We start from the raw sequence: 19,323 nt of genomic DNA on the forward strand, positions 1-19,323 counted from the left end.
CGCGCAGGCATGTTCGCCAGGACGACCGAGACGTCACCCGCGCGTCACGTTCCTTTCAGCGCCTGTGCGATCTCCGGCAGCGCGGCCGGGTCCTCGATGGTGGACGGGACGTCGTACGGGTGGCCGTCGGCGATGTTCCGCATCGTGGCGCGCAGGATCTTGCCCGAGCGGGTCTTCGGCAGCCTGCTCACCACGACGGAGCGGCGGAAGGCGGCGACGGGGCCGATGCGCTCGCGCACCAGCGCGGCCAGCTCCCGCTCGATCTCCTCCGGGTCGCGCTCCGCGCCCGCCTTCAGCACCACGAACCCCATCGGGAGCTGACCCTTCAGCTCGTCGGCCGCGCCGATCACCGCGCACTCGGCCACGTCCGGGTGGGAGGCGATGACCTCCTCCATGGCGCCGGTGGACAGGCGGTGGCCGGCCACGTTGATCACGTCGTCGATGCGGCCCATGACGTAGAGGTAGCCGTCGGCGTCCAGGTGGCCGCCGTCGCCCGTCAGGTAGTGGCCGGGATGGCGCTCCAGGTAGGAGCGGTGGAAGCGGGCCTCGTCGCGGTAGAGGGTGGGCAGCGCGCCGGGCGGGAGCGGCAGCTTCACGGTGACCGCGCCCTCGACGCCGGGCGGGCAGTCGTTGCCGTCGCCGTCGAGCACGTGCACGTCCCAGCCGGGCACGGGCCTGGTCGGGGAGCCGGGTTTGACGGGCAGCGGCTCGATGCCGACGCAGTTGGCGGCGATCGGCCAGCCGGTCTCGGTCTGCCACCAGTGGTCGATGACGGGGATGCCGAGCAGGTCGCGGGCCCAGTGGTAGGTGTCGGGGTCGAGCCGTTCGCCGGCCAGGAAGAGGTACCGCAGCCCCGACAGGTCCCACTTTTTCGCGAAATTGCCGGAGGGGTCCTCCTTCTTGATGGCGCGGATCGCGGTCGGGGCGGTGAACAGCGTCCGCACCCCGTGCGTGGCCACCACCCGCCAGAACGCGCCGGGGTCCGGGGTGCCGACGGGCTTGCCCTCGTACAGGACGGTGGTGCAGCCCGCGAGCAGCGGCGCGTACACGATGTAGGAGTGGCCGACCACCCAGCCCACGTCGGAGGCGGCCCAGTAGACCTCGCCGGGGGCGGCGCCGTACACGTGGGACATGCTCCAGTGCAGCGCCACCGCGTGGCCGCCGTTGTCGCGCACGACGCCCTTCGGCGAGCCGGTCGTGCCCGAGGTGTAGAGGACGTAGAGCGGGTCGGTCGCGGCCACGCTCACGCACGGCGCGGGCTCCGCGCCCCGCACGGCCTGGGCCCAGTCGAGGTCGCGCCCCTCGCGCAGCTCGGCCTCGCACTGGGGCCGCTGCAGGATCACGCACCGGCCGGGCCGGTGCTCCGCCTGCTCCAGCGCGTCGTCCAGCAGCGGCTTGTACGCCACCACCCGCGCCGGCTCGATCCCGCAGGACGCCGACAGCACCACCTTGGGCCTGGCGTGGTCGATGCGCACCGCCAGCTCCCTGGCCGCGAACCCGCCGAACACCACCGAGTGCACCGCCCCGAGCCGCGCGCAGGCCAGCATCGCGACCACCGCCTCCGGCACCATAGGCATGTAGATCACCACGGTGTCGCCCGCCGTCACGCCGAGGCCGCGCAGCATGCCCGCCGTCCTGGCCACCTCGTCCAGCAGCTCGGCGTAGGTGTGGACGCGGGTGACGCCGGTGACCGGGCTGTCGTGGATCAGCGCGGGCTGATCGCCGCGGCCCCTCTCGACGTGCCGGTCGAGGGCGTTGTGGCAGGTGTTGAGCCGGCCGTCGGGGAACCAGCGGCCCTCGCCGTACACGGTCGCGGGCGCCACGTCCCAGTCGATCCCGCGGGCCGCCTCGCCCCAGAACTGCTCGGGCTGCTCGATACTGCGCCGGTAGACCTCGTCAAAACCGCTCACCCGTCGATCAGAACAGCCTGCGGCCCCATGACGCAAGATATGCGGGTGGACGATGACGTGATCCTTTCCGTGGTGGCGGGGTCGAGGGCGTACACCGACGGCTCCGACACCGACCGGCGCGGCGTGTTCGTGGCGCCTACCTCGGCGTTCTGGCGGCTGGACAAACCGGCCACCCACCGGGACGGGCCGCTGCCCGAGCAGTTCTCGTGGGAGGTGGAGCGCTTCTGCCGGCTGGCCCTGGACGCCAACCCCACCGTTCTGGAGTGCCTGTGGTCCCCGCTCGTGGAGGTGATCACCCCCACGGGGCGGCGGCTGCGGGACCTGCGGGAGGCGTTCCTGTCCGAACGGGCGCACCGCTCCTTCGCCGGGTACGCCGAGACGCAGCTACGGCGGCTCGACCCCGGACGGCCCAACTGGAAGCAGGCCATGCACATGATCCGGTTGCTGCTCAGCGGGCTGCACCTGGTGCGGCACGGCGAACCGCTCGTCGGGATGCAGGCGCACCGGGAGCGGCTGCTGGCGGTGCGGCGCGGCGAGGTGCCCTGGGACTCGCTGATCGCCTGGCGGGCCGCGCTGTCCGCCGAACTGGCGGCCGAGCCCGGCGTGCTGCCCGCACAGCCCGATCGGGAGCGGGTGGAGGAGTTCCTGGTGCGGGTCCGGGAGGAGAACCTGCCGGGGCGGGGATGATGGCGTCCGTGACGTCGGTGGGCCGGGAGGATGCGCTGCTGGGCGGGGCGGCCGGGTGTGTGGTGGTCGAGGGGGCGGCGGGGATCGGCAAGAGCCCCGTTGCCGGGCTGGGCGGCGTTGACGGCGGCCGAGTTGCGGGTGGTGCGGCTCGTCGCGCGGGGCATGACGAACAGGGAGGCCGCCGCCGCCCTGTTCCTGTCCCCCACACGATCGACACCCACCTCCGCCACACCTCCGCCACCCCTTCGCCAAGCTGGGCGTGAAGAGCCGGGTGGAGCTGACCCGCCAGGCCCTCACCCACGAGCCACCCACCCCCTGACGGACCTCCGCCCCAGGACGGCCGGGGCCGGAGAGTACGTCAGGCCGGGAGCATGGGGAGCAGGGCTCGGGCGTCCGGTTCCGTGAGCTCGATGCCGAGCTCGGCCCGCAACCACCCCGCCAGCTCCCCCGCCGTCGCGAAGCTCAGCCCTCCAGCCGCACCCGAGCGTCCGCGGTGGTCCGCTGGGCGAGCACGTGGCGGGTGAACGGTGACTGCGGGTGGGCGGAGACCCGCCCCCTGTTCGAACGGCATCGGCTCCACCAGCCCCTCACCGCCGAACCCGACGTCCGCGAGCCACGTGCGCCCCTCCGCCACGACGGTGAGCATGGCGTGGGAGCGGGGCATTCGAAGGGGATGGCGCGCACGTGCGCGAGGTGGACGGCGCGCAGGGTGCGCGCCGTCGCGGCGCGCGGCCCGTCGTACCCGATCCGCCCCAGGGTAGGCGTCCAGGTCGAGCTTCTCGATGTCCCATGTCATGTGATCAACGATGGGGGGTGCGAGGGCCGCGGCGCATCACGTGTTCACGGGATCCGCCGACAGGATCATCCTGATGGCGAAATTCCGGTAACCGGCCCGTTCGAACGCCCGGGCCATCGGCCGGTTGCCCGCGTCCGTGTCGGCCACGATCCGCTGCACCCCGCGCTCGGCGTGGCAGCGGGTGATCTCGGCGAGCAGGTCGTCGACGTACCCGTGGCCGCGCTTCTCCGGCACCACCCCGAGGTAGCCGACGACGGGCCCGCCGTTGTTCGCCGACGGCAGGGCGACGCCCACCAGCTCTCCCGCCTTGTCGTAGGCGAGCCGCCACCAGGCCCGGTCCCCCGGCATCGCCCGGTAGTCCGCGACGTCCTCCCGCGCCTGCGCCTCCGGCCCCATGGTGGCCACGGCCTGGCGGGTGTGGTGGTCGAGCGTCCCGGCCGCCACCCGCACGAACGCGGCCACGAACGCCTCGTCGTCGTCATCGGCGCGGAAGAACAGCCGGTCGGACGGCTCGGGCACGGGCGCGTCCGCCGCCGTCCACTCGTAGCGGAGGCGTTCGAGCTCGTCGGTCAGCCCGGCGTGCCCGGCGGCCTCCCACCGCCAGGCGAGGGCCGCGCTCGCCCTCGGGTCCTCGCGCCAGCCGCCGGCGACGAAGACGTGGTACGCGGGCGCCTCCCCGTAGGCGGCATGCGCCCGGCGCAGCAGCTCGGCGGCCAGGCCCACGCGGTCGGGCGCCGAGGGGGCGACGTACAGGCAGTCGAGCGCGAGCGGCTTGCCGCCGCCGGGGAAGCTCCACCACACGGCGCGGGCCATGATCTCACCGCCCGGCTCGGCCTCGGCGAGCCAGATGCGGTCGTAGCGGTAGCTGCCGTCCTCCAGGAACGACAGCAGCCGGTCGGGATGGGACCAGCTGATCGACTCGTCGACGACGCAGCCGAGCAGACGGTCTAGATCGTCCTCGACGGCGGGACGGAAACGCATGAATCCTCCGAGAAGCAGAAGCGGGCGCATGGAGCGCCCGTGAACAGGCCGAACATCTCGCTGCGCCTCCTTTCTTCCGACTTGTCGGCGTCAGCGGGCACTGTAGCGCACATCTCGCGACAGGATGGGCGGGTGAGCTCCTACGACGACGACACGCTGCCCCTCCAGCCCCCGATCCGGCTGCCCGGCAAGGCCACGCTGGCGGCCGCCGTGCGCGCCGCTCCCCTGGCCGGCGAGCTGAAGCCGGAAGGCGAGGACACGGAGGTGCTGGCCTTCTGGGCGGAGCACTGCCGCGAGCGGCTGGCCGGCGACGAGGTGCTGCTGCTGGAGCTGGTCCGGCTGTTCCTGTCCAGGGAGCCGCTCAGGGGCGAGGCGTCCGGGACGCTGACGGGGCTCGGGCTGGTGCGGCAGGCGGAGCCGTACACGCTGAGCTGGCTGGGGCTGTGGGTGGCGCGGCAGATCATCGCCGAGACCACCGGGCAGGACATCCCGGTCATGGGGTCGCTGGCCGACGCCGACGCGGCCACGCTGCTGCACGGGCTGCGGTCGTACCCGGAGAGCGAGCGCGGCGAGGAGCTGGCCGGGTGGCTGGAGGGCCGTGACGGGCAGGCGGCGGCGGACGAGATCGCGTCCGTGCTGGGCGGTGTGAGCCCGCTGAGCCGGGCGGTCGGCGTGGAGCTGCTGTCGACGGCGTTCGGCGAGGAGGGGCGGCAGGCCCTGCACCGGCTGCTGGAGGAGCCCAAGCTCGGGGCGGTGATCGCGGCCAGGCTCGGGCGGGATGAGCGGCAGCCGTCGCCGGAGGAGATCGCCTGGGTGCTGGTGGACATGGCGGCGGCGCTGCTGGAGTTCGGCGGTGAGACCGGTGAGGTGATCGAGTCGATCGCGATGGGGATGAAGCCGGAGGAGCAGGCGGGGACGATCGCGATCCTGGCGTTCGGGGATCATCCGTGGACGGGGCAGGTGCTGCGGGTGTTCATCGAGCACCATCCGGACGAGCGGGTGGTGGCGGCGGCCCGTAAGGCGTTGCGGCGGTTGCGCGGGCTGGCCGACCTGCGCGGCTGAGTGGACGGCGGCTCTGCCGTGGACGGGTGGTGGTGATGATGGGCGTGGAGCCGTGACGGCCGGGGCGGCGGTAGAGTCGGCTCAGTGAGTGAGCATGTGATCTCCCCTCAGACCGGCATCCTGGGCGACGCGTACGCCTGCGGCTGCGGTGTGGTCCTCGGCGGCCGGATGGCGGCCGAGCTGCACGCGGCCGAGAACGGGCTGTGCTCGGCCTGCCTCGGCGCGACCGAGGAGGAGGTGGTGCCCGGCCTTCGACGCCCCTGCAACTCCTGCGTGGGCAGCGGGCGGCGCAGGGAGCAGGTCACCTGGCAGCTCGCGCACGCCGAGGCCGAGCATCTGATCACGATGACGGTCGTGCGCGGGGTCGTGGCGGGGCTCGACGGGCCGTTCCGGCTGTCGGAGGTCGCCGACACGGTGCGCAACGGGCTGGGGCTGCCCGCGGGGCGGCTGCCGGTCGGGCCACGGGTGCGCGACCTGCTGCTGCAGTTGCAGGCGGCGGGCGAGATCACCATGCTGTCGGCGCCCGACGAGATGGTGGGCACCGACATGGTCCTCTACCGCGACCCGCAGTGGCAGCGCGCCCGGACCCTCGGCCTCTGACCGCGCTCGACCTTCGCTCCCCTTCGGGCTCTGGACGCGCTCGACCGCCACCATGCCACCGACCCCTGACCTCGCCGCCCGCACCACCGGCCGCTGACCCGACGCCCGCCGGCCGCTCGCCGGGGCAGCCCCGGCGGGTCAGGCGGTTACGCGGCAGAGGATCTCGCCGTGCAGGACGGACAGCCACCCGTCCTCGGCCGCCGCCCATTCCCGCCACCCGTCCGACATGCGCCGCAGGTCCGCCTCCGTGGCGGCGCCGGTGGCCACGGCCTGTTCGGCCAGGGCCGAGCGCAGGATGCGGTCGGCCCACATCCCGCCCCACCAGGCCCGGTCCTCCGGGTCGGCGAAGCACCAGGTGGAGGAGGTGGCGGTGACGTCCTCGAAGCCCGCGGCGCGGGCCCAGGACAGCAGCCGCCGCCCCGCGTCCGGCTCGCCCCCGTTGGCGCGGGCGAGCCGCTGGTAGAGCGCCATCCACTCGTCCAGCGCCGGCACCCGCGGCCACCAGGTGAACGCCGAGTAGTCGCTGTCGCGCGCCGCCACGAGCCCGCCCGGCTTGGTGACCCGTCCCATCTCCCGCAGCGCCCGCACCGGGTCGCCCACGTGCTGCAGCACCTGGTGGGCGTGCGCCACGCAGAACGTGTCGTCCGGGTAGTCGAGGGCGTGCACGTCCGCGACGGCGAAGCCGACGTTCGCCAGCCCCCTGGCCGCCACCTCGGCCCTGGCCAGTTCCAGCGCGTCCTCGGTCACCTCGGAGGCCGTCACGTGCCCGTCCGGCACCCGGGCCGCCAGGTCGGCGGTGATCGTGCCGGGGCCGCTGCCGACGTCCAGCACCTTCATGTGCGGCTTGAGGTGGGGCAGCAGGTACGCGGCCGAGTTCCCGGCGGTGCGCCAGCGGTGCGAGCGCAGCACCGACTCGTGGTGACCATGCGTGTAGACGGCGTCCATCGGAGAACCCCTTCGTTTCGACGACGATGCGATCACCATAGCGCCTGTCTCACCATTCAAGAGAAAATGTCTTATATTTCGAGATAGCACAGGAAGTACGTACACTTGTCGCGATATCAGACGAGGAAGGGGCGCTGGCAGTGGGAGAGGTCCGGCCGATCGTGACCGTGGGAGACCCGGTGCTGCATCACCCGTGCGAGCCGGTCACCCGGTTCGACGGCGACCTGGCGGCGCTGGTGGACGACATGTTCGCCAGCATGTACGCGGCCGAGGGCGTGGGCCTGGCCGCCAACCAGATCGGCGTGCCGCTGCGCGTGTTCGTCTACGACTGCCCGGACGACGAGGGCGTGCGCCACAGGGGCGTCGTCGTGAACCCGGAGCTGGAGGTGCCCGGCCTCGGCGAGCGGCACCTGGACCCCGGCGACGAGGGCTGCCTGTCGGTGCCCGGCCAGTACGCGCCACTCCCCCGCCCCGACCGCGCCACCGTGCGCGGCCTCGACGCCGCCGGCGAGCCCGTCACGGTGGAGGGCACCGGCCTGCTGGCCCGCTGCCTGCAGCACGAGACCGACCACCTCGACGGCTACCTCTACATCGACCGCCTGCCGGCCAAGCGCCGCAAGCAGGTGCTGGCGGCGTACCAGGAGTCCACCAAGGAGCAGGAGCCCACCGGGGGCCAGGAATCCGCTAAAGCGGATAAAGCACCGCTATAGTGGAGGAATGGAAGGCGAAGGGGTCCTGTCCAGCGGCCTGTCCATGGCCGAGCTGGGGCAGCGCATCCGCGGCGAGCGGCAGGCGCGCGGGCTGTCCATCGAGCGGCTGGCCGAGCTGAGCGGCATCAGCAGGAGCATGGTCTCCGAGGTCGAGCGGGGCACGAAGACGCCGAGCGTGCTGGTGCTCGACCGGCTGGCCACGGCGCTGGGCACGTCGATCGCGCGGCTGCTCGACGAGCCCGCGCACAGCGCGATGCGGGTGCTGCGCCACACCGAGCAGCGGGTCCTGCGCGACCCGTCGGGGTGGGAGCGGCGGGTGTTGTCGCCGGTGCTGGGCGAGGTGGAGTTCGAGTTCATGCGCACGACCATCGGCCCCGGCGTGGACGCGGGCGAGTTCGCGCCGCACGCTCCGGGCTCGCGTGAATATCTCGCCGTCGAGCACGGCAGCCTGCGGCTGACGATCAACGGCAGGCCGTACGAGCTGGCGGCCGGCGACTCGGCCTACTACCCCGGCGACTGCCGCCACGCCTACGCCAACCACGGCACCACCGACTGCGTCTTCTACCTCGCCATGGAGGTGAGTGGAGTCGGGCACCACGAACCACGGAGGGAATCCCCCGATGCATGACCTGCGTCAGGCCGGCGCCAAGGCGGCCCAGATCATGGCCGACCACCTGGAGGGCGTCGCGGAGCGGCCGGTGTGGCGGCCGGTGCCCGGCGGCGAGCTGGCCTGGCTCACCGGCCAGGACCTGCCGGAGACGGGCCGCGCGCTGGACGAGCTCCTGGAGGACGCGCGCGAGCACGTGCTGCCGTACCCGATGGGCAACGGGCACCCGCGCTTCTTCGGCTGGGTGAACTCGCCGCCCAATCCGGCGGGCGTCCTCATCGAGCCGCTGGCCGCGGCGCTGAACCCGAGCTGCGCGGGCGGCGACCACGCGGGACCGCACCTGGAGCGCACGGTGGTGCGCTGGCTGGCCGGCCTCGTCGGCTTCCCGCACCCGCCCGGCGGCGGGCTGCTGACCAGCGGCGCCTCCATGGCCACCGTGATCTGCCTGGCCACCGCCCGCCAGCAGGCGGCGCTCGCGGACGGCTGGGACGCGCGCGAGGAGGGCCTGTCAGGGCGGCCCCCCATGGTCATGTACGTCACCGAGGAGGGCCACAGCTGCCTGCACAAGGCGGCCCAGCTCCTCGGCCTCGGGGCGCGCAACGTCCGGCTGGTGCCTGTGGACGCGTCCTACCGGATGGACGTGCGCGCGCTGCGCGCCATGATCGCCGAGGACCTCGACGCGGGGCTGCGGCCGTTCTGCGTGGCGGGCAGCGCGGGCACGGTGAACTCCGGCGCGGTCGACCCGCTGGACGAGATCGCGGACGTGGCGGCCGCGTACGGGCTCTGGTTCCACGTGGACGGCGCGTACGGCGCGCTCGGCGTCCTGGCCGGCGGGGCGGCGGCGCACTACGCGGGCATGGAGCGGGCCGACTCGCTGGCCCTGGACCCGCACAAGTGGCTGGGCGTGCCGGTGGGCTGCGGCTGCGCGCTGCTGCGCGACCCCGGCGCCGCGCGGGCCGCGTTCAGCCTGGTGCCGTCGTACCTGGTGGACGACAACGCCGGCGACCTCGGCTGGTTCGCCGAGTACGGGCCCGAGCAGACCCGGCCGTTCCGGGCGCTGAAGACGTGGGCGACCCTGTCGCACCTGGGCAGGTCGGGCGTCGAGCGACTGGTCGAGCACACGACCGGGCTGGCCCGCACGCTCGGCGCGATGATCGAGGCGGCCCCGGACTTCGAGCTGCTCGCCCCGGTCACCACCTCGATCACCGCCTTCCGCCACACGCCGCGGGCCGACGGGCTGGACGAGCTCAACCGGGCCATCCCGGTCGCCGTCCAGGCGCGCGGCAACGCGTTCCTCACCGGCACCCGCCTGGCCGGGCGCGACGCGCTGCGCACCTGCATCCTGCACCCGGACACCACCGAGCAGGACCTGGTGGTGCTCCTGGACGAGATCCGCCTGGCGGCCAAGGCGCTGTGACCGCCGGATCACGCGGAGCGGCCAGGGCGCTGTGACCGCCGGATCACGCGCAATCGCGGCGCATCGCCGACCTGGGTCTCAGGTGGAGGCCTGGTCGCTGTCCTTGAGCTCGCCCCAGCCGTGCCAGCGCCCGACCTCGATCCGGGCGCTGACGCGAGCGCGCGCCCGGTCGGGGTAGGGCCTGCCCGGGTAGTGCGCCGGCGTGCCGTCCGCGCGCAACGTCGCCATGACCGAGGGGTTCGGACGGCGCAGCAGTTCGACGGCTGCCGGCGGCAGGGGCGGCTTCGACATGGCGGCATCCTCGTCCATGGGTGATCCGGTTCTCCCAGGGTAGGTCGCCAGGCGCCGGTGAAGCCTCCGGCACGTCGGGGCGTCCCCTCGGGAAACCGGCCATGCCCTGTGAGATGCGCATTCGCCCGGGTAGGGGGTCGGCTGGACCGATCTACAGGAGGATCCCATGGCGAAGACCGTGGCAGATGTGATGACTTCCCACCCGGCGACGGTCGAGGCCGACCAGCCGGTGTCCGTCGCGGCGTCGCTCATGCGCGACAACGACACCGGAGCGGTCATCGTCAACGACAACGGCCGCATGAAGGGCATCGTCACCGACCGCGACATCACGGTGCGCGTGGTCGCCGACGACCGCGGCCCCGACACGCCGGTACGCGAAGCGTGCAGCCCGTCCGTCGAGGCCGTCGGCCCCGACACCAGCATCGACCAGGCCGTCCAGCTCATGCGCACGCACGCCGTGCGCCGCCTGCCGGTGGTCGAGGACGGCCGCGCGGTCGGCGTCGTCAGCCTCGGCGACCTGGCCGTCGAGCGTGACCCGAACTCCGCGCTCGCGGACATCTCGGCGGCGGAGGGCAACCGGTAGTACCGTCTGCCGTGTGTTCACGGTCGATGACGTACGGCAGTTCGCGCGCACGCTCCCGCGCTCCTCGGAGCACCTCATCAGGGACCGCGTGAAGTTCCGCGTAGGCAAGATCGTCTACGTGGCGTTCTCGCGTGACGAGACCCTGATGGGGTTCGGGTTCCCGAAGGAGGAACGCGCGGCCCTGGTGGCCGCCGAGCCCGCCAAGTTCCTCCTTCCGCGGGAGTCCGACCTGCGTTTCAACTGGGTGGTGGTGCGGGCTGCCGCCATCGACGCCGCGGAGATGCGGGAGCTGGTGCTGGAGGCCTGGCGGATGTGCGTGCCCAGGAAGGTGCGGCTGGAGCAGGAGCTCGCCGCCGGGCGGCACTGACCGCTTGATCGCCCCGCCGTCCTGCACGAGGATCATCGATCATGACGCAGCAGGACTGGATGCGGTGGCATGACGCCTACGACGAGCCGGGCTCGTCGCTGAAGGAGCGCCTCGACATCGTGCGCAGGTGGGTCGCGGCGGCGCTCGACGAGGGGGCGTCGCGGGCGGTGAGCCTGTGCGCGGGGCAGGGGCGCGACCTGCTGCCCGTGCTGGCCGGGCACCCCCGGCGCGGCCAGGTGCGGGCGCGGCTCGTCGAGCTGGACGAGCGGAACGTCGCCGCCGCCAGGAGCGCGGCCCCCGAGGGGGTCGAGGTGGTGTGCGGGGACGCGGCGGTGACGGGCTCGTACGCGGGCGCCGTGCCGGCGGACCTCGTGCTGGCGTGCGGGATCTTCGGGAACATCACCGACGACGACGTCCGCCGCACGGTCGCCACCCTGCCGCAGCTCTGCGCGCCCGGCGCGATGGTGATCTGGACCAGGGGGCGGCACGAGCCCGACCTGGTGCCGGCGATCTGTGAATGGTTCGAGGGCCAGGGGTTCGAGCGGGTCGCGGTCGAGGGCGAGGGCACGAAGTACGGGGTCGGGGTGCATCGCTACGCCGGGCCGCCGGTGGCGCTGGAGCCCGGCGCGCGGATGTTCACCTTCGTGCGGTGACGACCATCAGCGGGTGACGCTCCGGTAGAGGTCGCGGGTGAGCGTGGTGGTGCGCTTGACCGAGGAGCTCCAGGTGCCGCCCGCCGGATGCGCGGTCAGCACGGCCAGGACGTAGCGGTCGCCCTGCCCGGCCAGACCGGTCGTGTGCAGGACGGGCCGGCCGTAGTCGGGCACGCCCGTGCCGGTGGCCCGCTGGGCGATCCACGAGATGGGCGCGCCGGTGGCCGCGGCGTCGCTCCGGTACGACACGGCCGCCGTCCTGGCATCGCACCTGACCGGTGGCGTCGTGCCGAAGCCCGACCAGCCCTGCTTGACCGCCCACGGCCGCGGCACGCCGTCGGGGATGCCGAAGGTCTGGTCGAAGCCGTCGGTGCCGCACGGCGTGGACCGGCGCAGGTGGCCGAGGATGGTGTCCCTGACCCGGGGCTCGGCCCGGTCGAGCAGGTAGCGGTAGGTGCGCACGATGTCGTACGCGCTCAGCGAGGTGTAGCCCCAGAACCCGGGATAGGACGCGGGCGGCGGCGTCGTGTCGGACAGTCCCAGCCTGCGCGCCTGCCTGACGATGATCTGCCCCTTGCCGAGGCGGTCCCAGAAGGCGGAGGCCGCGTCGTCGTCGCTGGAGCGCAGCATGACCTTCAGCAGCTTGGCGTCGGCCGCGGGCACGCTCTTGCGCCGCTCCAGGTAGTCGATCGCGATGAGGATCTTGACGACGGAGGCCGAGCGGTACTTGCGGTGCGCGTTCCGCGTCGCGACGATCTTGCCGGCCTGACGGTCGAAGACCACCCAGGCCGCCGTCGTCCCGGCCGGGACCCGGGGCGGCGCGGCCGCCTCGGCGGCGTGGGCGGGGGCCGCGAGCGCGGCCATGACGACGGGGACTACGGCCAGGGGCTTGATTCGCACCCGCCTATAACTACCAGATTCCGCCTGCCCACCCTTGACCAACCAACGAAAGCGGGTATAAACACAGGGGAAACCAACTCGAAACGGCGGTGAATCAACATCATGTACGCCGAGGAACGGCAGCAGGAGATCCTGCGGAGAGCGCGCGCCGCGGGCCGCGTCGACGTGGTGACGCTGGCCGCCGAGCTCGACGTGACCACGGAGACGATCCGCCGCGACCTGACGTCGCTGGAGCGGGCGGGCGTGCTGCGCCGCGTGCACGGGGGCGCGATCCCCGTGGAGCGGCTGGGGTTCGAGCCCGCGCTGGCCACCCGCGACGAGGTCATGACGGCGGAGAAGGAGCGCATCGCCAAGGCGGCGCTGGCCGAGCTGCCGGAGGACGGATCGGTGATCATCGACGCGGGCACCACGACGGGCCGCCTGGTGCAGGTGCTGCCCGCCGACCGGGAGCTGACCGTCGTGGTCAACTCCCCGCCGCTGGCCACCGTGCTGGCCGCCCGCGCCAACCTGCACGTGATCATGCTGGGCGGCCGGGTGCGCGGCAAGACGCTCGCGACGGTGGACGACTGGGCGCTGCGCCCGCTGGCCTACCTCAACGTGGACGTGGCGTTCATGGCCACCAACGGCTGCTCGCTGAGCCGGGGCCTGACCACGCCCGACCCGGCCGAGGCGGCGATCAAGCGGGCCATGGTCAAGGCCGCGCAGCGCAGCGTGCTGCTGGCCGACCACACGAAGTTCGGCAACACGTACCTGTCCACGTTCGCCGAGCTGAGCGAGATCGACGTGGTGATCACCGACACCGGGCTGGACATGTCGCTGGCCGCCGACCTGGCGGGGGCGGGCCCGGAGGTGATCAGGGCGTGATCCTCACCCTGACCCTGAACCCCAGCCTCGACCGCACGATCGAGATCTCCTCCCTCGACCGGGGCGCGGTCATCCGCGCCGCCGCCGCCCACCTCGACCCCGGCGGCAAGGGCGTGAACGTCTCGCGCGCCCTGCTGGCCAACGCCGTCGCCAGCCGCGCGGTGGTCCCGTACGGCGGCGACGAGGGCAGGCAGCTCGTCCGCCTGCTGGCCGCCGAGGGGCTCGACATGGTGACCGTCCCCGTGACGGGGCCGACCCGGTCGAACGTCACGCTCGCCGAGCCCGACGGCACCGTCACCAAGATCAACGAGCCGGGCACCGCGCTGTCGCCCGCCGAGCTGGACACGATCGCCGACGCCGTGCTGGCCGCCGCCCACGCGGGCGGTCAGGGGGCCGACTGGGTGGTGGCGTCCGGGAGCCTGCCGCCCGAGGTGCCGGCCGACGTGTACGCCCGGCTGTGCCGCAGGTTCGCCGGGGCGGGCATCCACGTGGCCGTCGACACCAGCGGCCCCGCCCTGTCCTGCGCCCTGGCCGCCGCCCCCGCCCTGGTCAAGCCGAACCTGGAGGAGCTGTCGGCGGCCACCGGCATGCCGATCCGCAGCCTGGGCGACGTGGCCGAGGCCGCGGGCAAGCTGCGGGCCGCCGGAGCGCGTACGGTGCTGGCCAGCCTGGGCGCCGACGGCGCCGTGCTCGTCGAGGAGGGCGGCAGCTGGTACGGCGAGGCCGCCGTGAGCGAGCCGCGCAGCTCCGTCGGCGCCGGCGACGCCATGCTGGCCGGCTTCCTCGCGGCGGGAGGCTCCGGGCCCGAGGCGCTGAAACAGGCCCTGGCCTGGGGCGCCGCCGCCGTACGCCTGCCCGGCAGCCGCATGCCCGGCCCCGCCGACATCGACCTGGCCGCCGTCGCCATCCGCCCGACCGACCCCGCCCGCCCCCTCACCACGGCATCCCCCCGATAAGAAAGCGGCTGCTCAACCCCCCAGAAGGAGCACGTCCATGGCCGACACCTACACCCCTCCGGTCACCGGGACCGGAGTCAAGGCCACCATCCAGCGCATCGGCGGCCATCTGGCCGGCATGATCATGCCGAACATCGGCGCGTTCATCGCCTGGGGCCTGATCACCGCCCTGTTCATCCCCACCGGCTGGCTGCCCAACGAGGACCTCGCGAAGCTGGTCGGCCCGATCATCGGCACCCTGCTCCCGGTTCTCATCGCCTATACCGGCGGACGGATGGTGCACGGGCAGCGCGGGGCGGTCGTCGGCGCGGTGGCGGTGATGGGCGTCGTCGTGGGCACGGAGTCCCCGATGTTCCTCGGCGCCATGATCATCGGCCCGCTCACCGCCTTGATCCTGAAATATGTGGACAAGTTCACGGAGGAGCGGACCAAGGCCGGGTTCGAGATGCTGGTGGACAACTTCACCGCCGGCATCGTGGGCGGCGCCATGGCCATCGTCGGCTTCTACGGCATCGGCCCGGTCGTGCAGGCGGTCACCACCACCGCGGGCAACGCGGTGGAGTGGCTGATCACCAACAACCTCCTGCCGATCGCCTCCGTGCTGATCGAGCCGGCCAAGGTGCTGTTCCTGAACAACGCCATCAACCACGGCGTGCTGAGCCCGCTGGGCGTGGCCGAGGCCGCGGAGACGGGCAAGTCGATCCTGTTCATGCTGGAGTCGAACCCGGGGCCCGGGCTCGGCCTGCTGCTGGCGTTCCTGCTGTTCGGCCCGCGCGCGATGCGGCCGAGCACGCCCGCCGCGATGATCATCCACTTCTTCGGCGGCATCCACGAGATCTACTTCCCGTACGTCCTCATGAAGCCCCGCCTCATCCTGGCCGTCATCGCGGGCGGCGCGGCCGGCGTGTTCACGTTCATGGTCACCGGCGCCGGCCTGGTCGCCACGCCGTCGCCCGGCAGCATCTTCGCCTACCTCGCGGTCACCCCGAAGGGCGGCTGGCTCGGCTCCAGCCTGGGGATCCTCGTGGCGACGGGCGTGACGTTCGCGGTCGCCGCCGTCCTGATGGGCTTCGGCAGGGGCGAGAAGGCCGAAGCCGAAGAGGCCGAAACCGCAGAAACCACCCAGAAGGAGAGCTGAGCCATGGCCGGCATCGACAGCAAGGACATCCGCAAGATCATCGTGGCCTGCGACGCGGGCATGGGGAGCAGCGTCATGCTCGCCTCCCAGCTCAAGAAGCAGCTCAAGGAGACCGGCGTGACCGTGGAGCACACCCCGGTCAACTCCATCCCCGACGACGCCGACGTGGTCCTGTGCCACGCGGGCCTGGCCGCGCGTGCGAAAGCGGCCGCGCCGGGGAAGGTACTGGTGTCGTTCCAGATCTTCCTCGGCGACCCGGCGGTGACCCGGCTGGTGAACACCATCAAGAACGGCGGCACGGTCGATGCGTGACGACCTGCTCGACCCGCGGGCCGTGCTGCTGCACGAGAGCGCCCCCGACCGCGCCGCGGCCATCCGGCGGTGCGGGCGGGCGCTGGCCGACGTGGGGGCGGTCGCGGAGCCGTACATCGAGGCGATGCTGGAGCGCGAGCGGTCGATCTCCACCTACGTCGGTGAGGGCGTGGCCATCCCGCACGGGACGAACGCCGCCAAGGGGGACGTCCTGCGCGACGCGATCTGCGTCGTGCGCTTCCCCGGCGGCGTCGACTGGGACGGCGAGCACGTCACGCTCTGCGTCGGCATCGCCGCCAAGAACGACGGTCACGTGCCGCTGCTGGCGGCGCTGGCCGAGATCCTGCTCGACCCGGACCGGGCGCGGGCACTGCGCGAGGCCACCGAGGTCTCCGACGTCATCAAGGAGCTGACAGCATGAAGGTCGCGCGCTTCCACGCGCCCGGCGACATCAGGATCGAGGACGCGCCCGAGCCGGTCGCCGGTCCGGGCGAGCTGAAGATCCGGGTACGCAACTGCTCGACCTGCGGCACCGACGCCAAGATCTTCAAGTTCGGCCACCACCACATCGTGCCGCCGCGCGTGATGGGCCACGAGATCGCCGGCGAGGTGGTGGACACGGGCGCGCGGGTGCAGGTGATCGCCGCGATCCCGTGCGGCACGTGCCCCGACTGCGCGGCGGGCCGCCGTACGGTGTGCCCGAACCAGGAGTCGATGGGCTACCACTACGACGGCGGGTTCGCCGAATACATGATCATTCCCGCGAAGGTGCCGGCCGTGGACGGCGTCAACGCCATCCCCGACGGCGTCGGGTTCGCGGAGGCGTCGGTGGCCGAGCCGCTCGCGTGCGTGCTGAACGGCCAGGAGCTGGCCCGCGTGGGGCCCGGCGACGACGTGGTCGTGATGGGCGCGGGCCCGATCGGCTGCCTGCACGTGCGGCTGGCGCGGGCGCGCGGGGCGAACCGGGTGTTCCTCGTGGACGTCAACGCCGAGCGCCTGGCGATGGCCGCCGAGCTCGTCCGTCCCGACGCGGCCATCGACGCCGACCCCGCCGAGCAGGTGCTGAAGCTGACCGGCGGCCGGGGCGCCGACGTGGTGATCACGGCGGCGGCCTCCGGCGCGGCGCAGGAGCAGGCCGTGCGGATGGCGGCCCGGCAGGGGCGGATCAGCTTCTTCGGCGGGCTGCCCAAGGACGACCCGATCATCGCGCTCGACTCGAACCTCGTGCACTACCGGGAGCTGACCATCATCGGCGCGAACGGCTCCAGCCCGGCCCACAACGCCCAGGCGCTGCGGCTGGTGGCCGAGGGCGCCGTGCCGGTGTCGGACCTGATCACCCACCGGCTGCCGCTGCCGCGCGTGCTGGACGGGATCGACCTGGTCAGCCGGGGCGCGGCCATCAAGGTCACCATAGAACCCTAGGAGGAGGTTGTGATGGCGCAGCGAACGGTGGCCGTGGCCTCTGCCAGCGGCCTGCACGCCCGGCCCGCGAAGCTGTTCGTGCAGGCGGCGGTCAAGTCGGGGGTGCCGGTGACGATCCGGGCCGGGGAGAAGGCGGTGCCGGCCAAGAGCATGCTGGGGGTGCTGTCGCTCGGCGTCGTGCAGGGCACGGAGGTCACGCTGGAGGCCGAGGGGCCGGGGGCGGAGGAGGCGCTGGACGCGCTGGCCGCGCTGCTGGCCCGCGACCTGGACGCGGACGAGGCCCCCGATGCCTGACAGCCTCACCCCGCACCCGGGCCCCGCGACTCCGGGCGATCACGCCGCGACAGGCGCCTCCCCGGCCTCGGGCAGCGGCGCTCATGCCGGGGGCGGCGGCCCGTGGGAGGGTGCCGGGGGGAGGCTCGGCGGGCTGGGGGTCAGCCAGGGGCGGGCGGCGGGGCCGGTGATCCGGCTGGGCGATCCGCCGGAGCTGCCCGCGCCCAGGGCCGTCACCGACCCCGGCGCGGAGGCGGCCACCGCGGCCAAGGCGCTGGAGGCGGTCGCCGCCGAGCTGAACCGGCGCGCCCTGGCCGCCGGCGGTGAGGCGGCCGAGATCCTGGAGGCGCTGGCCATGATCGCCGAGGACCCGATGCTGCTGGAGGAGGCCGAGCGGCTCACCGCCGAAGGCGCCGACGCGGCCCACGCCCTGGACGCCGCCTTCGCCGGGCACCGCGAGGCCCTGGCGCAGCTCGGCGGCTACCTGGCCGAGCGGGCCGCCGACCTCGACGACCTCAGGCACCGCGCGGTGGCCGCCGCGCTCGGCCTGCCGATGCCCGGCCTGCCCTCCCCCGGGCACCCGTACGTGCTGGTCGCCACGGACCTCTCCCCCGCCGACACCGCGGGCCTGGGCCCCGACGTGGTGGCGCTGGTCACCGAGCACGGCGGGCCGACGAGCCACACCGCGATCCTGGCCAGGGCCAGGGGCCTGCCCGCCGTCGTGGCCTGCCAGGGCGTCACCGGCCTCGCCGACGGCACGGTGATCGGCGTGGACGGCGGCACGGGCGAGATCGCGATCGGCCTGTCCGAGCGGGAGACGGCCGACGTCGGCCGGGCCGAGATCGCCCGCAGGGCCCGCCTCCGGACGAGCCGGGGCCCGGGCAGGACCGCCGACGGGCATGCGGTCAAGCTGCTGCTCAACATCGGCTCGGCCGCCGACCTGGCCCCGCACGGCGCAGGCGCGGGCACCGCGGAGACGGGCACCGCGGAGACGGGTGCTGAAGGGGTGGGTGCTGAAGGGGTGGGTGCTGAAGGGGTGGGTGCTGAAGGGGTGGGTGCTGAAGGGGTGGGTGCTGAAGGGGTGGGGCTGTTCAGGACGGAGTTCCTGTTCCTGGATCGCAGGCAGCCGCCGTCGTTCGAGGAGCAGGTGGCCGCGTACGCGGAGGTGTTCGGCCGGGTGGAGCACGTGATCGTGCGCACGCTCGACGCCGGCACCGACAAGCCGCTGCCCTTCCTCGGCCTGCCGCGGGAGCAGAACCCGGCGCTGGGCGTGCGCGGCCTGCGCGTGGACCGGCTGCTGCCGGAGGTCCTGGACACCCAGCTCGACGCGATCGCCGCGGCGGCGCGCCAGGCGGGCGCCGAGCCGTGGGTGATGGCGCCCATGGTGACCACGGTCGGGGAGGCGAGCGACTTCGCCCGCCGGGCCCGTGCCAGGGGCATCGCGCGGGTGGGCGTGATGGTCGAGGTGCCGGCGGCGGCGCTGCGCGCGGGCCGGCTGCTGCAGGAGGTCGACTTCCTCAGCATCGGCACCAACGACCTGGCCCAGTACACCTTCGCCGCCGACCGCCAGCACTCCGCCCTGGCCGACCTCCTGGACCCGCGCCAGCCGGCACTGCTGGAGCTGATCGCCCTGTGCGCGGAGGCGGGCAGGCAGGCGGGCAAGCCGGTCGGGGTGTGCGGCGAGGCGGCAGGCGACCCGCTGCTCGCGCCCCTGCTGGTGGGTCTGGGCGTGACGAGCCTGTCCATGGCCCCCGTCTGCGTCCCGGAGGTGCGGGAGGCGCTCGCCGCCCTCACCCTGGACGAATGCCGCGAACAGGCCCGCGCCGCACTCGCCTGACCCCCGCGCCAC

At 73.5% G+C, this 19,323-nt stretch carries 23 protein-coding genes; 17 read left to right on the forward strand and 6 right to left on the reverse strand.

Annotation, left to right across the window (positions count from 1 at the left end):
• Nucleotides 1–44 precede the first annotated feature (44 nt).
• Nucleotides 45–1,910 carry a propionyl-CoA synthetase gene (locus HD597_RS28125; RefSeq protein ID WP_253745857.1) on the reverse strand — a complete coding sequence of 622 codons (1,866 nt, stop codon included), beginning with the start codon at nt 1,908–1,910 and terminating at the stop codon, nt 45–47.
• Nucleotides 1,911–1,955: 45 nt separating this feature from the next.
• Here HD597_RS28125 and HD597_RS28130 point away from each other — a divergent pair, with 45 nt between their 5' ends.
• Complete coding sequence (locus HD597_RS28130; RefSeq protein ID WP_372513411.1) at nt 1,956–2,597, forward strand: nucleotidyltransferase domain-containing protein; 642 nt, start codon at nt 1,956–1,958, stop codon at nt 2,595–2,597.
• A 358-nt stretch (nt 2,598–2,955) separates the two neighbouring features.
• On the opposite strand, the gene HD597_RS65995 is transcribed toward HD597_RS28130, so the two are convergent.
• Both HD597_RS65995 and HD597_RS28140 read right to left on the reverse strand, forming a co-directional pair.
• On the reverse strand, nt 2,956–3,261 hold the full coding sequence (locus HD597_RS65995) for an arylamine N-acetyltransferase (RefSeq protein ID WP_308210709.1): 306 nt from the start codon (nt 3,259–3,261) through the stop codon (nt 2,956–2,958).
• 168 nt (nt 3,262–3,429) lie between these two features.
• Nucleotides 3,430–4,374 (reverse strand): GNAT family N-acetyltransferase, encoded by a 945-nt coding sequence (locus HD597_RS28140; protein WP_253745858.1) that lies wholly within the window; start codon nt 4,372–4,374, stop codon nt 3,430–3,432.
• 132 nt (nt 4,375–4,506) lie between these two features.
• Between HD597_RS28140 and HD597_RS28145 the strand changes: the two genes are divergently transcribed.
• Nucleotides 4,507–5,436, forward strand: coding sequence for a hypothetical protein (locus tag HD597_RS28145; protein WP_253745859.1), 930 nt, complete (start codon nt 4,507–4,509; stop codon nt 5,434–5,436).
• Between the two features lie 84 nt (nt 5,437–5,520).
• Entirely contained in the window at nt 5,521–6,036 is a 516-nt protein-coding gene (locus HD597_RS28150; RefSeq protein ID WP_253745860.1) for a hypothetical protein, read from the forward strand.
• A gap of 138 nt (nt 6,037–6,174) precedes the next feature.
• Here HD597_RS28150 and HD597_RS28155 read toward each other — a convergent pair whose 3' ends face one another.
• Nucleotides 6,175–6,981: a methyltransferase domain-containing protein gene (locus HD597_RS28155; RefSeq protein WP_253745861.1), complete on the reverse strand. Its 807-nt coding sequence runs from the start codon at nt 6,979–6,981 to the stop codon at nt 6,175–6,177.
• Nucleotides 6,982–7,121: 140 nt separating this feature from the next.
• Here HD597_RS28155 and def point away from each other — a divergent pair, with 140 nt between their 5' ends.
• From def to HD597_RS28170, 3 genes are read left to right on the forward strand one after another with little or no spacing between them, the layout of a single operon-like run.
• Nucleotides 7,122–7,691 carry a peptide deformylase gene (gene def / locus HD597_RS28160; RefSeq protein ID WP_253745862.1) on the forward strand — a complete coding sequence of 190 codons (570 nt, stop codon included), beginning with the start codon at nt 7,122–7,124 and terminating at the stop codon, nt 7,689–7,691.
• A 7-nt stretch (nt 7,692–7,698) separates the two neighbouring features.
• Complete coding sequence (locus tag HD597_RS28165) at nt 7,699–8,319, forward strand: helix-turn-helix domain-containing protein (RefSeq protein WP_253745863.1); 621 nt, start codon at nt 7,699–7,701, stop codon at nt 8,317–8,319.
• Nucleotides 8,312–9,715, forward strand: coding sequence for a pyridoxal phosphate-dependent decarboxylase family protein (locus HD597_RS28170; RefSeq protein ID WP_253745864.1), 1,404 nt, complete (start codon nt 8,312–8,314; stop codon nt 9,713–9,715). Before HD597_RS28165 ends, HD597_RS28170 begins: the two co-directional genes overlap by 8 nt.
• Nucleotides 9,716–9,793: 78 nt before the next feature.
• Here HD597_RS28170 and HD597_RS28175 read toward each other — a convergent pair whose 3' ends face one another.
• The gene (locus HD597_RS28175; protein ID WP_253745865.1) at nt 9,794–10,006 is read right to left on the reverse strand and encodes a PNPOx family protein; all 213 of its coding nucleotides are present in this window, start codon (nt 10,004–10,006) and stop codon (nt 9,794–9,796) included.
• A gap of 166 nt (nt 10,007–10,172) precedes the next feature.
• Here HD597_RS28175 and HD597_RS28180 point away from each other — a divergent pair, with 166 nt between their 5' ends.
• Genes HD597_RS28180 through HD597_RS28190 form a run of 3 tightly spaced genes read left to right on the forward strand, consistent with a single transcriptional unit; the run spans nt 10,173 to nt 11,609 of the window.
• Nucleotides 10,173–10,589 carry a CBS domain-containing protein gene (locus tag HD597_RS28180; RefSeq protein WP_253745866.1) on the forward strand — a complete coding sequence of 139 codons (417 nt, stop codon included), beginning with the start codon at nt 10,173–10,175 and terminating at the stop codon, nt 10,587–10,589.
• Nucleotides 10,590–10,602: 13 nt separating this feature from the next.
• Nucleotides 10,603–10,956, forward strand: coding sequence for an MmcQ/YjbR family DNA-binding protein (locus HD597_RS28185; protein ID WP_253745867.1), 354 nt, complete (start codon nt 10,603–10,605; stop codon nt 10,954–10,956).
• 41 nt (nt 10,957–10,997) lie between these two features.
• Nucleotides 10,998–11,609, forward strand: coding sequence for a class I SAM-dependent methyltransferase (locus HD597_RS28190; RefSeq protein ID WP_253745868.1), 612 nt, complete (start codon nt 10,998–11,000; stop codon nt 11,607–11,609).
• Between the two features lie 6 nt (nt 11,610–11,615).
• Here the strand turns inward: HD597_RS28190 and HD597_RS28195 are convergent, their stop codons facing one another.
• On the reverse strand, nt 11,616–12,509 hold the full coding sequence (locus HD597_RS28195) for a D-alanyl-D-alanine carboxypeptidase family protein (protein ID WP_253745869.1): 894 nt from the start codon (nt 12,507–12,509) through the stop codon (nt 11,616–11,618).
• Between the two features lie 102 nt (nt 12,510–12,611).
• Here HD597_RS28195 and HD597_RS28200 point away from each other — a divergent pair, with 102 nt between their 5' ends.
• From HD597_RS28200 to HD597_RS28235, 8 genes are read left to right on the forward strand one after another with little or no spacing between them, the layout of a single operon-like run.
• The gene (locus HD597_RS28200) at nt 12,612–13,373 is read left to right on the forward strand and encodes a DeoR/GlpR family DNA-binding transcription regulator (protein WP_253745870.1); all 762 of its coding nucleotides are present in this window, start codon (nt 12,612–12,614) and stop codon (nt 13,371–13,373) included.
• A complete protein-coding gene (gene pfkB / locus HD597_RS28205; protein WP_253745871.1) occupies nt 13,370–14,329 on the forward strand; it encodes a 1-phosphofructokinase in 960 nt (319 codons plus the stop codon). The genes HD597_RS28200 and pfkB overlap by 4 nt, the downstream gene beginning before the upstream one ends.
• A gap of 37 nt (nt 14,330–14,366) precedes the next feature.
• Nucleotides 14,367–15,467 (forward strand): mannitol-specific PTS transporter subunit IIC, encoded by a 1,101-nt coding sequence (mtlA, locus tag HD597_RS28210; protein ID WP_253745872.1) that lies wholly within the window; start codon nt 14,367–14,369, stop codon nt 15,465–15,467.
• A 3-nt stretch (nt 15,468–15,470) separates the two neighbouring features.
• The gene (locus HD597_RS28215; protein ID WP_253745873.1) at nt 15,471–15,779 is read left to right on the forward strand and encodes a PTS sugar transporter subunit IIBC family protein; all 309 of its coding nucleotides are present in this window, start codon (nt 15,471–15,473) and stop codon (nt 15,777–15,779) included.
• Complete coding sequence (locus HD597_RS28220) at nt 15,772–16,200, forward strand: PTS mannitol transporter subunit IIA (RefSeq protein ID WP_253745874.1); 429 nt, start codon at nt 15,772–15,774, stop codon at nt 16,198–16,200. The genes HD597_RS28215 and HD597_RS28220 overlap by 8 nt, the downstream gene beginning before the upstream one ends.
• Nucleotides 16,197–17,201 (forward strand): zinc-dependent dehydrogenase, encoded by a 1,005-nt coding sequence (locus HD597_RS28225; protein WP_253745875.1) that lies wholly within the window; start codon nt 16,197–16,199, stop codon nt 17,199–17,201. Before HD597_RS28220 ends, HD597_RS28225 begins: the two co-directional genes overlap by 4 nt.
• Before the next feature lie 12 nt (nt 17,202–17,213).
• Complete coding sequence (locus HD597_RS28230; RefSeq protein WP_253745876.1) at nt 17,214–17,495, forward strand: HPr family phosphocarrier protein; 282 nt, start codon at nt 17,214–17,216, stop codon at nt 17,493–17,495.
• Complete coding sequence (locus HD597_RS28235) at nt 17,488–19,311, forward strand: phosphoenolpyruvate--protein phosphotransferase (protein WP_253745877.1); 1,824 nt, start codon at nt 17,488–17,490, stop codon at nt 19,309–19,311. Before HD597_RS28230 ends, HD597_RS28235 begins: the two co-directional genes overlap by 8 nt.
• Nucleotides 19,312–19,323 lie beyond the last annotated feature (12 nt).

This window comes from Nonomuraea thailandensis, from assembly GCF_024172165.1.
GTDB classification, from domain to species: Bacteria; Actinomycetota; Actinomycetes; order Streptosporangiales; family Streptosporangiaceae; genus Nonomuraea; species Nonomuraea thailandensis.

Bases quoted from the DNA above. Each gene is read 5' to 3' on its own strand.
- HD597_RS28220 (WP_253745874.1), top strand. From the start codon at position 15,772: ATGCGTGACGACCTGCTCGACCCGCGGGCCGTGCTGCTGCACGAGAGC.
- HD597_RS28200 (WP_253745870.1), top strand. From the start codon at position 12,612: ATGTACGCCGAGGAACGGCAGCAGGAGATCCTGCGGAGAGCGCGCGCC.
- HD597_RS28140 (WP_253745858.1), bottom strand. From the start codon at position 4,374: ATGCGTTTCCGTCCCGCCGTCGAGGACGATCTAGACCGTCTGCTCGGC.
- HD597_RS28230 (WP_253745876.1), top strand. From the start codon at position 17,214: ATGGCGCAGCGAACGGTGGCCGTGGCCTCTGCCAGCGGCCTGCACGCC.
- HD597_RS28235 (WP_253745877.1), top strand. From the start codon at position 17,488: ATGCCTGACAGCCTCACCCCGCACCCGGGCCCCGCGACTCCGGGCGAT.
- HD597_RS28165 (WP_253745863.1), top strand. From the start codon at position 7,699: ATGGAAGGCGAAGGGGTCCTGTCCAGCGGCCTGTCCATGGCCGAGCTG.
- HD597_RS28175 (WP_253745865.1), bottom strand. From the start codon at position 10,006: ATGTCGAAGCCGCCCCTGCCGCCGGCAGCCGTCGAACTGCTGCGCCGT.
- HD597_RS28180 (WP_253745866.1), top strand. From the start codon at position 10,173: ATGGCGAAGACCGTGGCAGATGTGATGACTTCCCACCCGGCGACGGTC.
- HD597_RS28190 (WP_253745868.1), top strand. From the start codon at position 10,998: ATGACGCAGCAGGACTGGATGCGGTGGCATGACGCCTACGACGAGCCG.
- HD597_RS65995 (WP_308210709.1), bottom strand. From the start codon at position 3,261: ATGCCCCGCTCCCACGCCATGCTCACCGTCGTGGCGGAGGGGCGCACG.
- mtlA (WP_253745872.1), top strand. From the start codon at position 14,367: ATGGCCGACACCTACACCCCTCCGGTCACCGGGACCGGAGTCAAGGCC.
- HD597_RS28170 (WP_253745864.1), top strand. From the start codon at position 8,312: ATGCATGACCTGCGTCAGGCCGGCGCCAAGGCGGCCCAGATCATGGCC.
- HD597_RS28155 (WP_253745861.1), bottom strand. From the start codon at position 6,981: ATGGACGCCGTCTACACGCATGGTCACCACGAGTCGGTGCTGCGCTCG.
- HD597_RS28225 (WP_253745875.1), top strand. From the start codon at position 16,197: ATGAAGGTCGCGCGCTTCCACGCGCCCGGCGACATCAGGATCGAGGAC.
- HD597_RS28215 (WP_253745873.1), top strand. From the start codon at position 15,471: ATGGCCGGCATCGACAGCAAGGACATCCGCAAGATCATCGTGGCCTGC.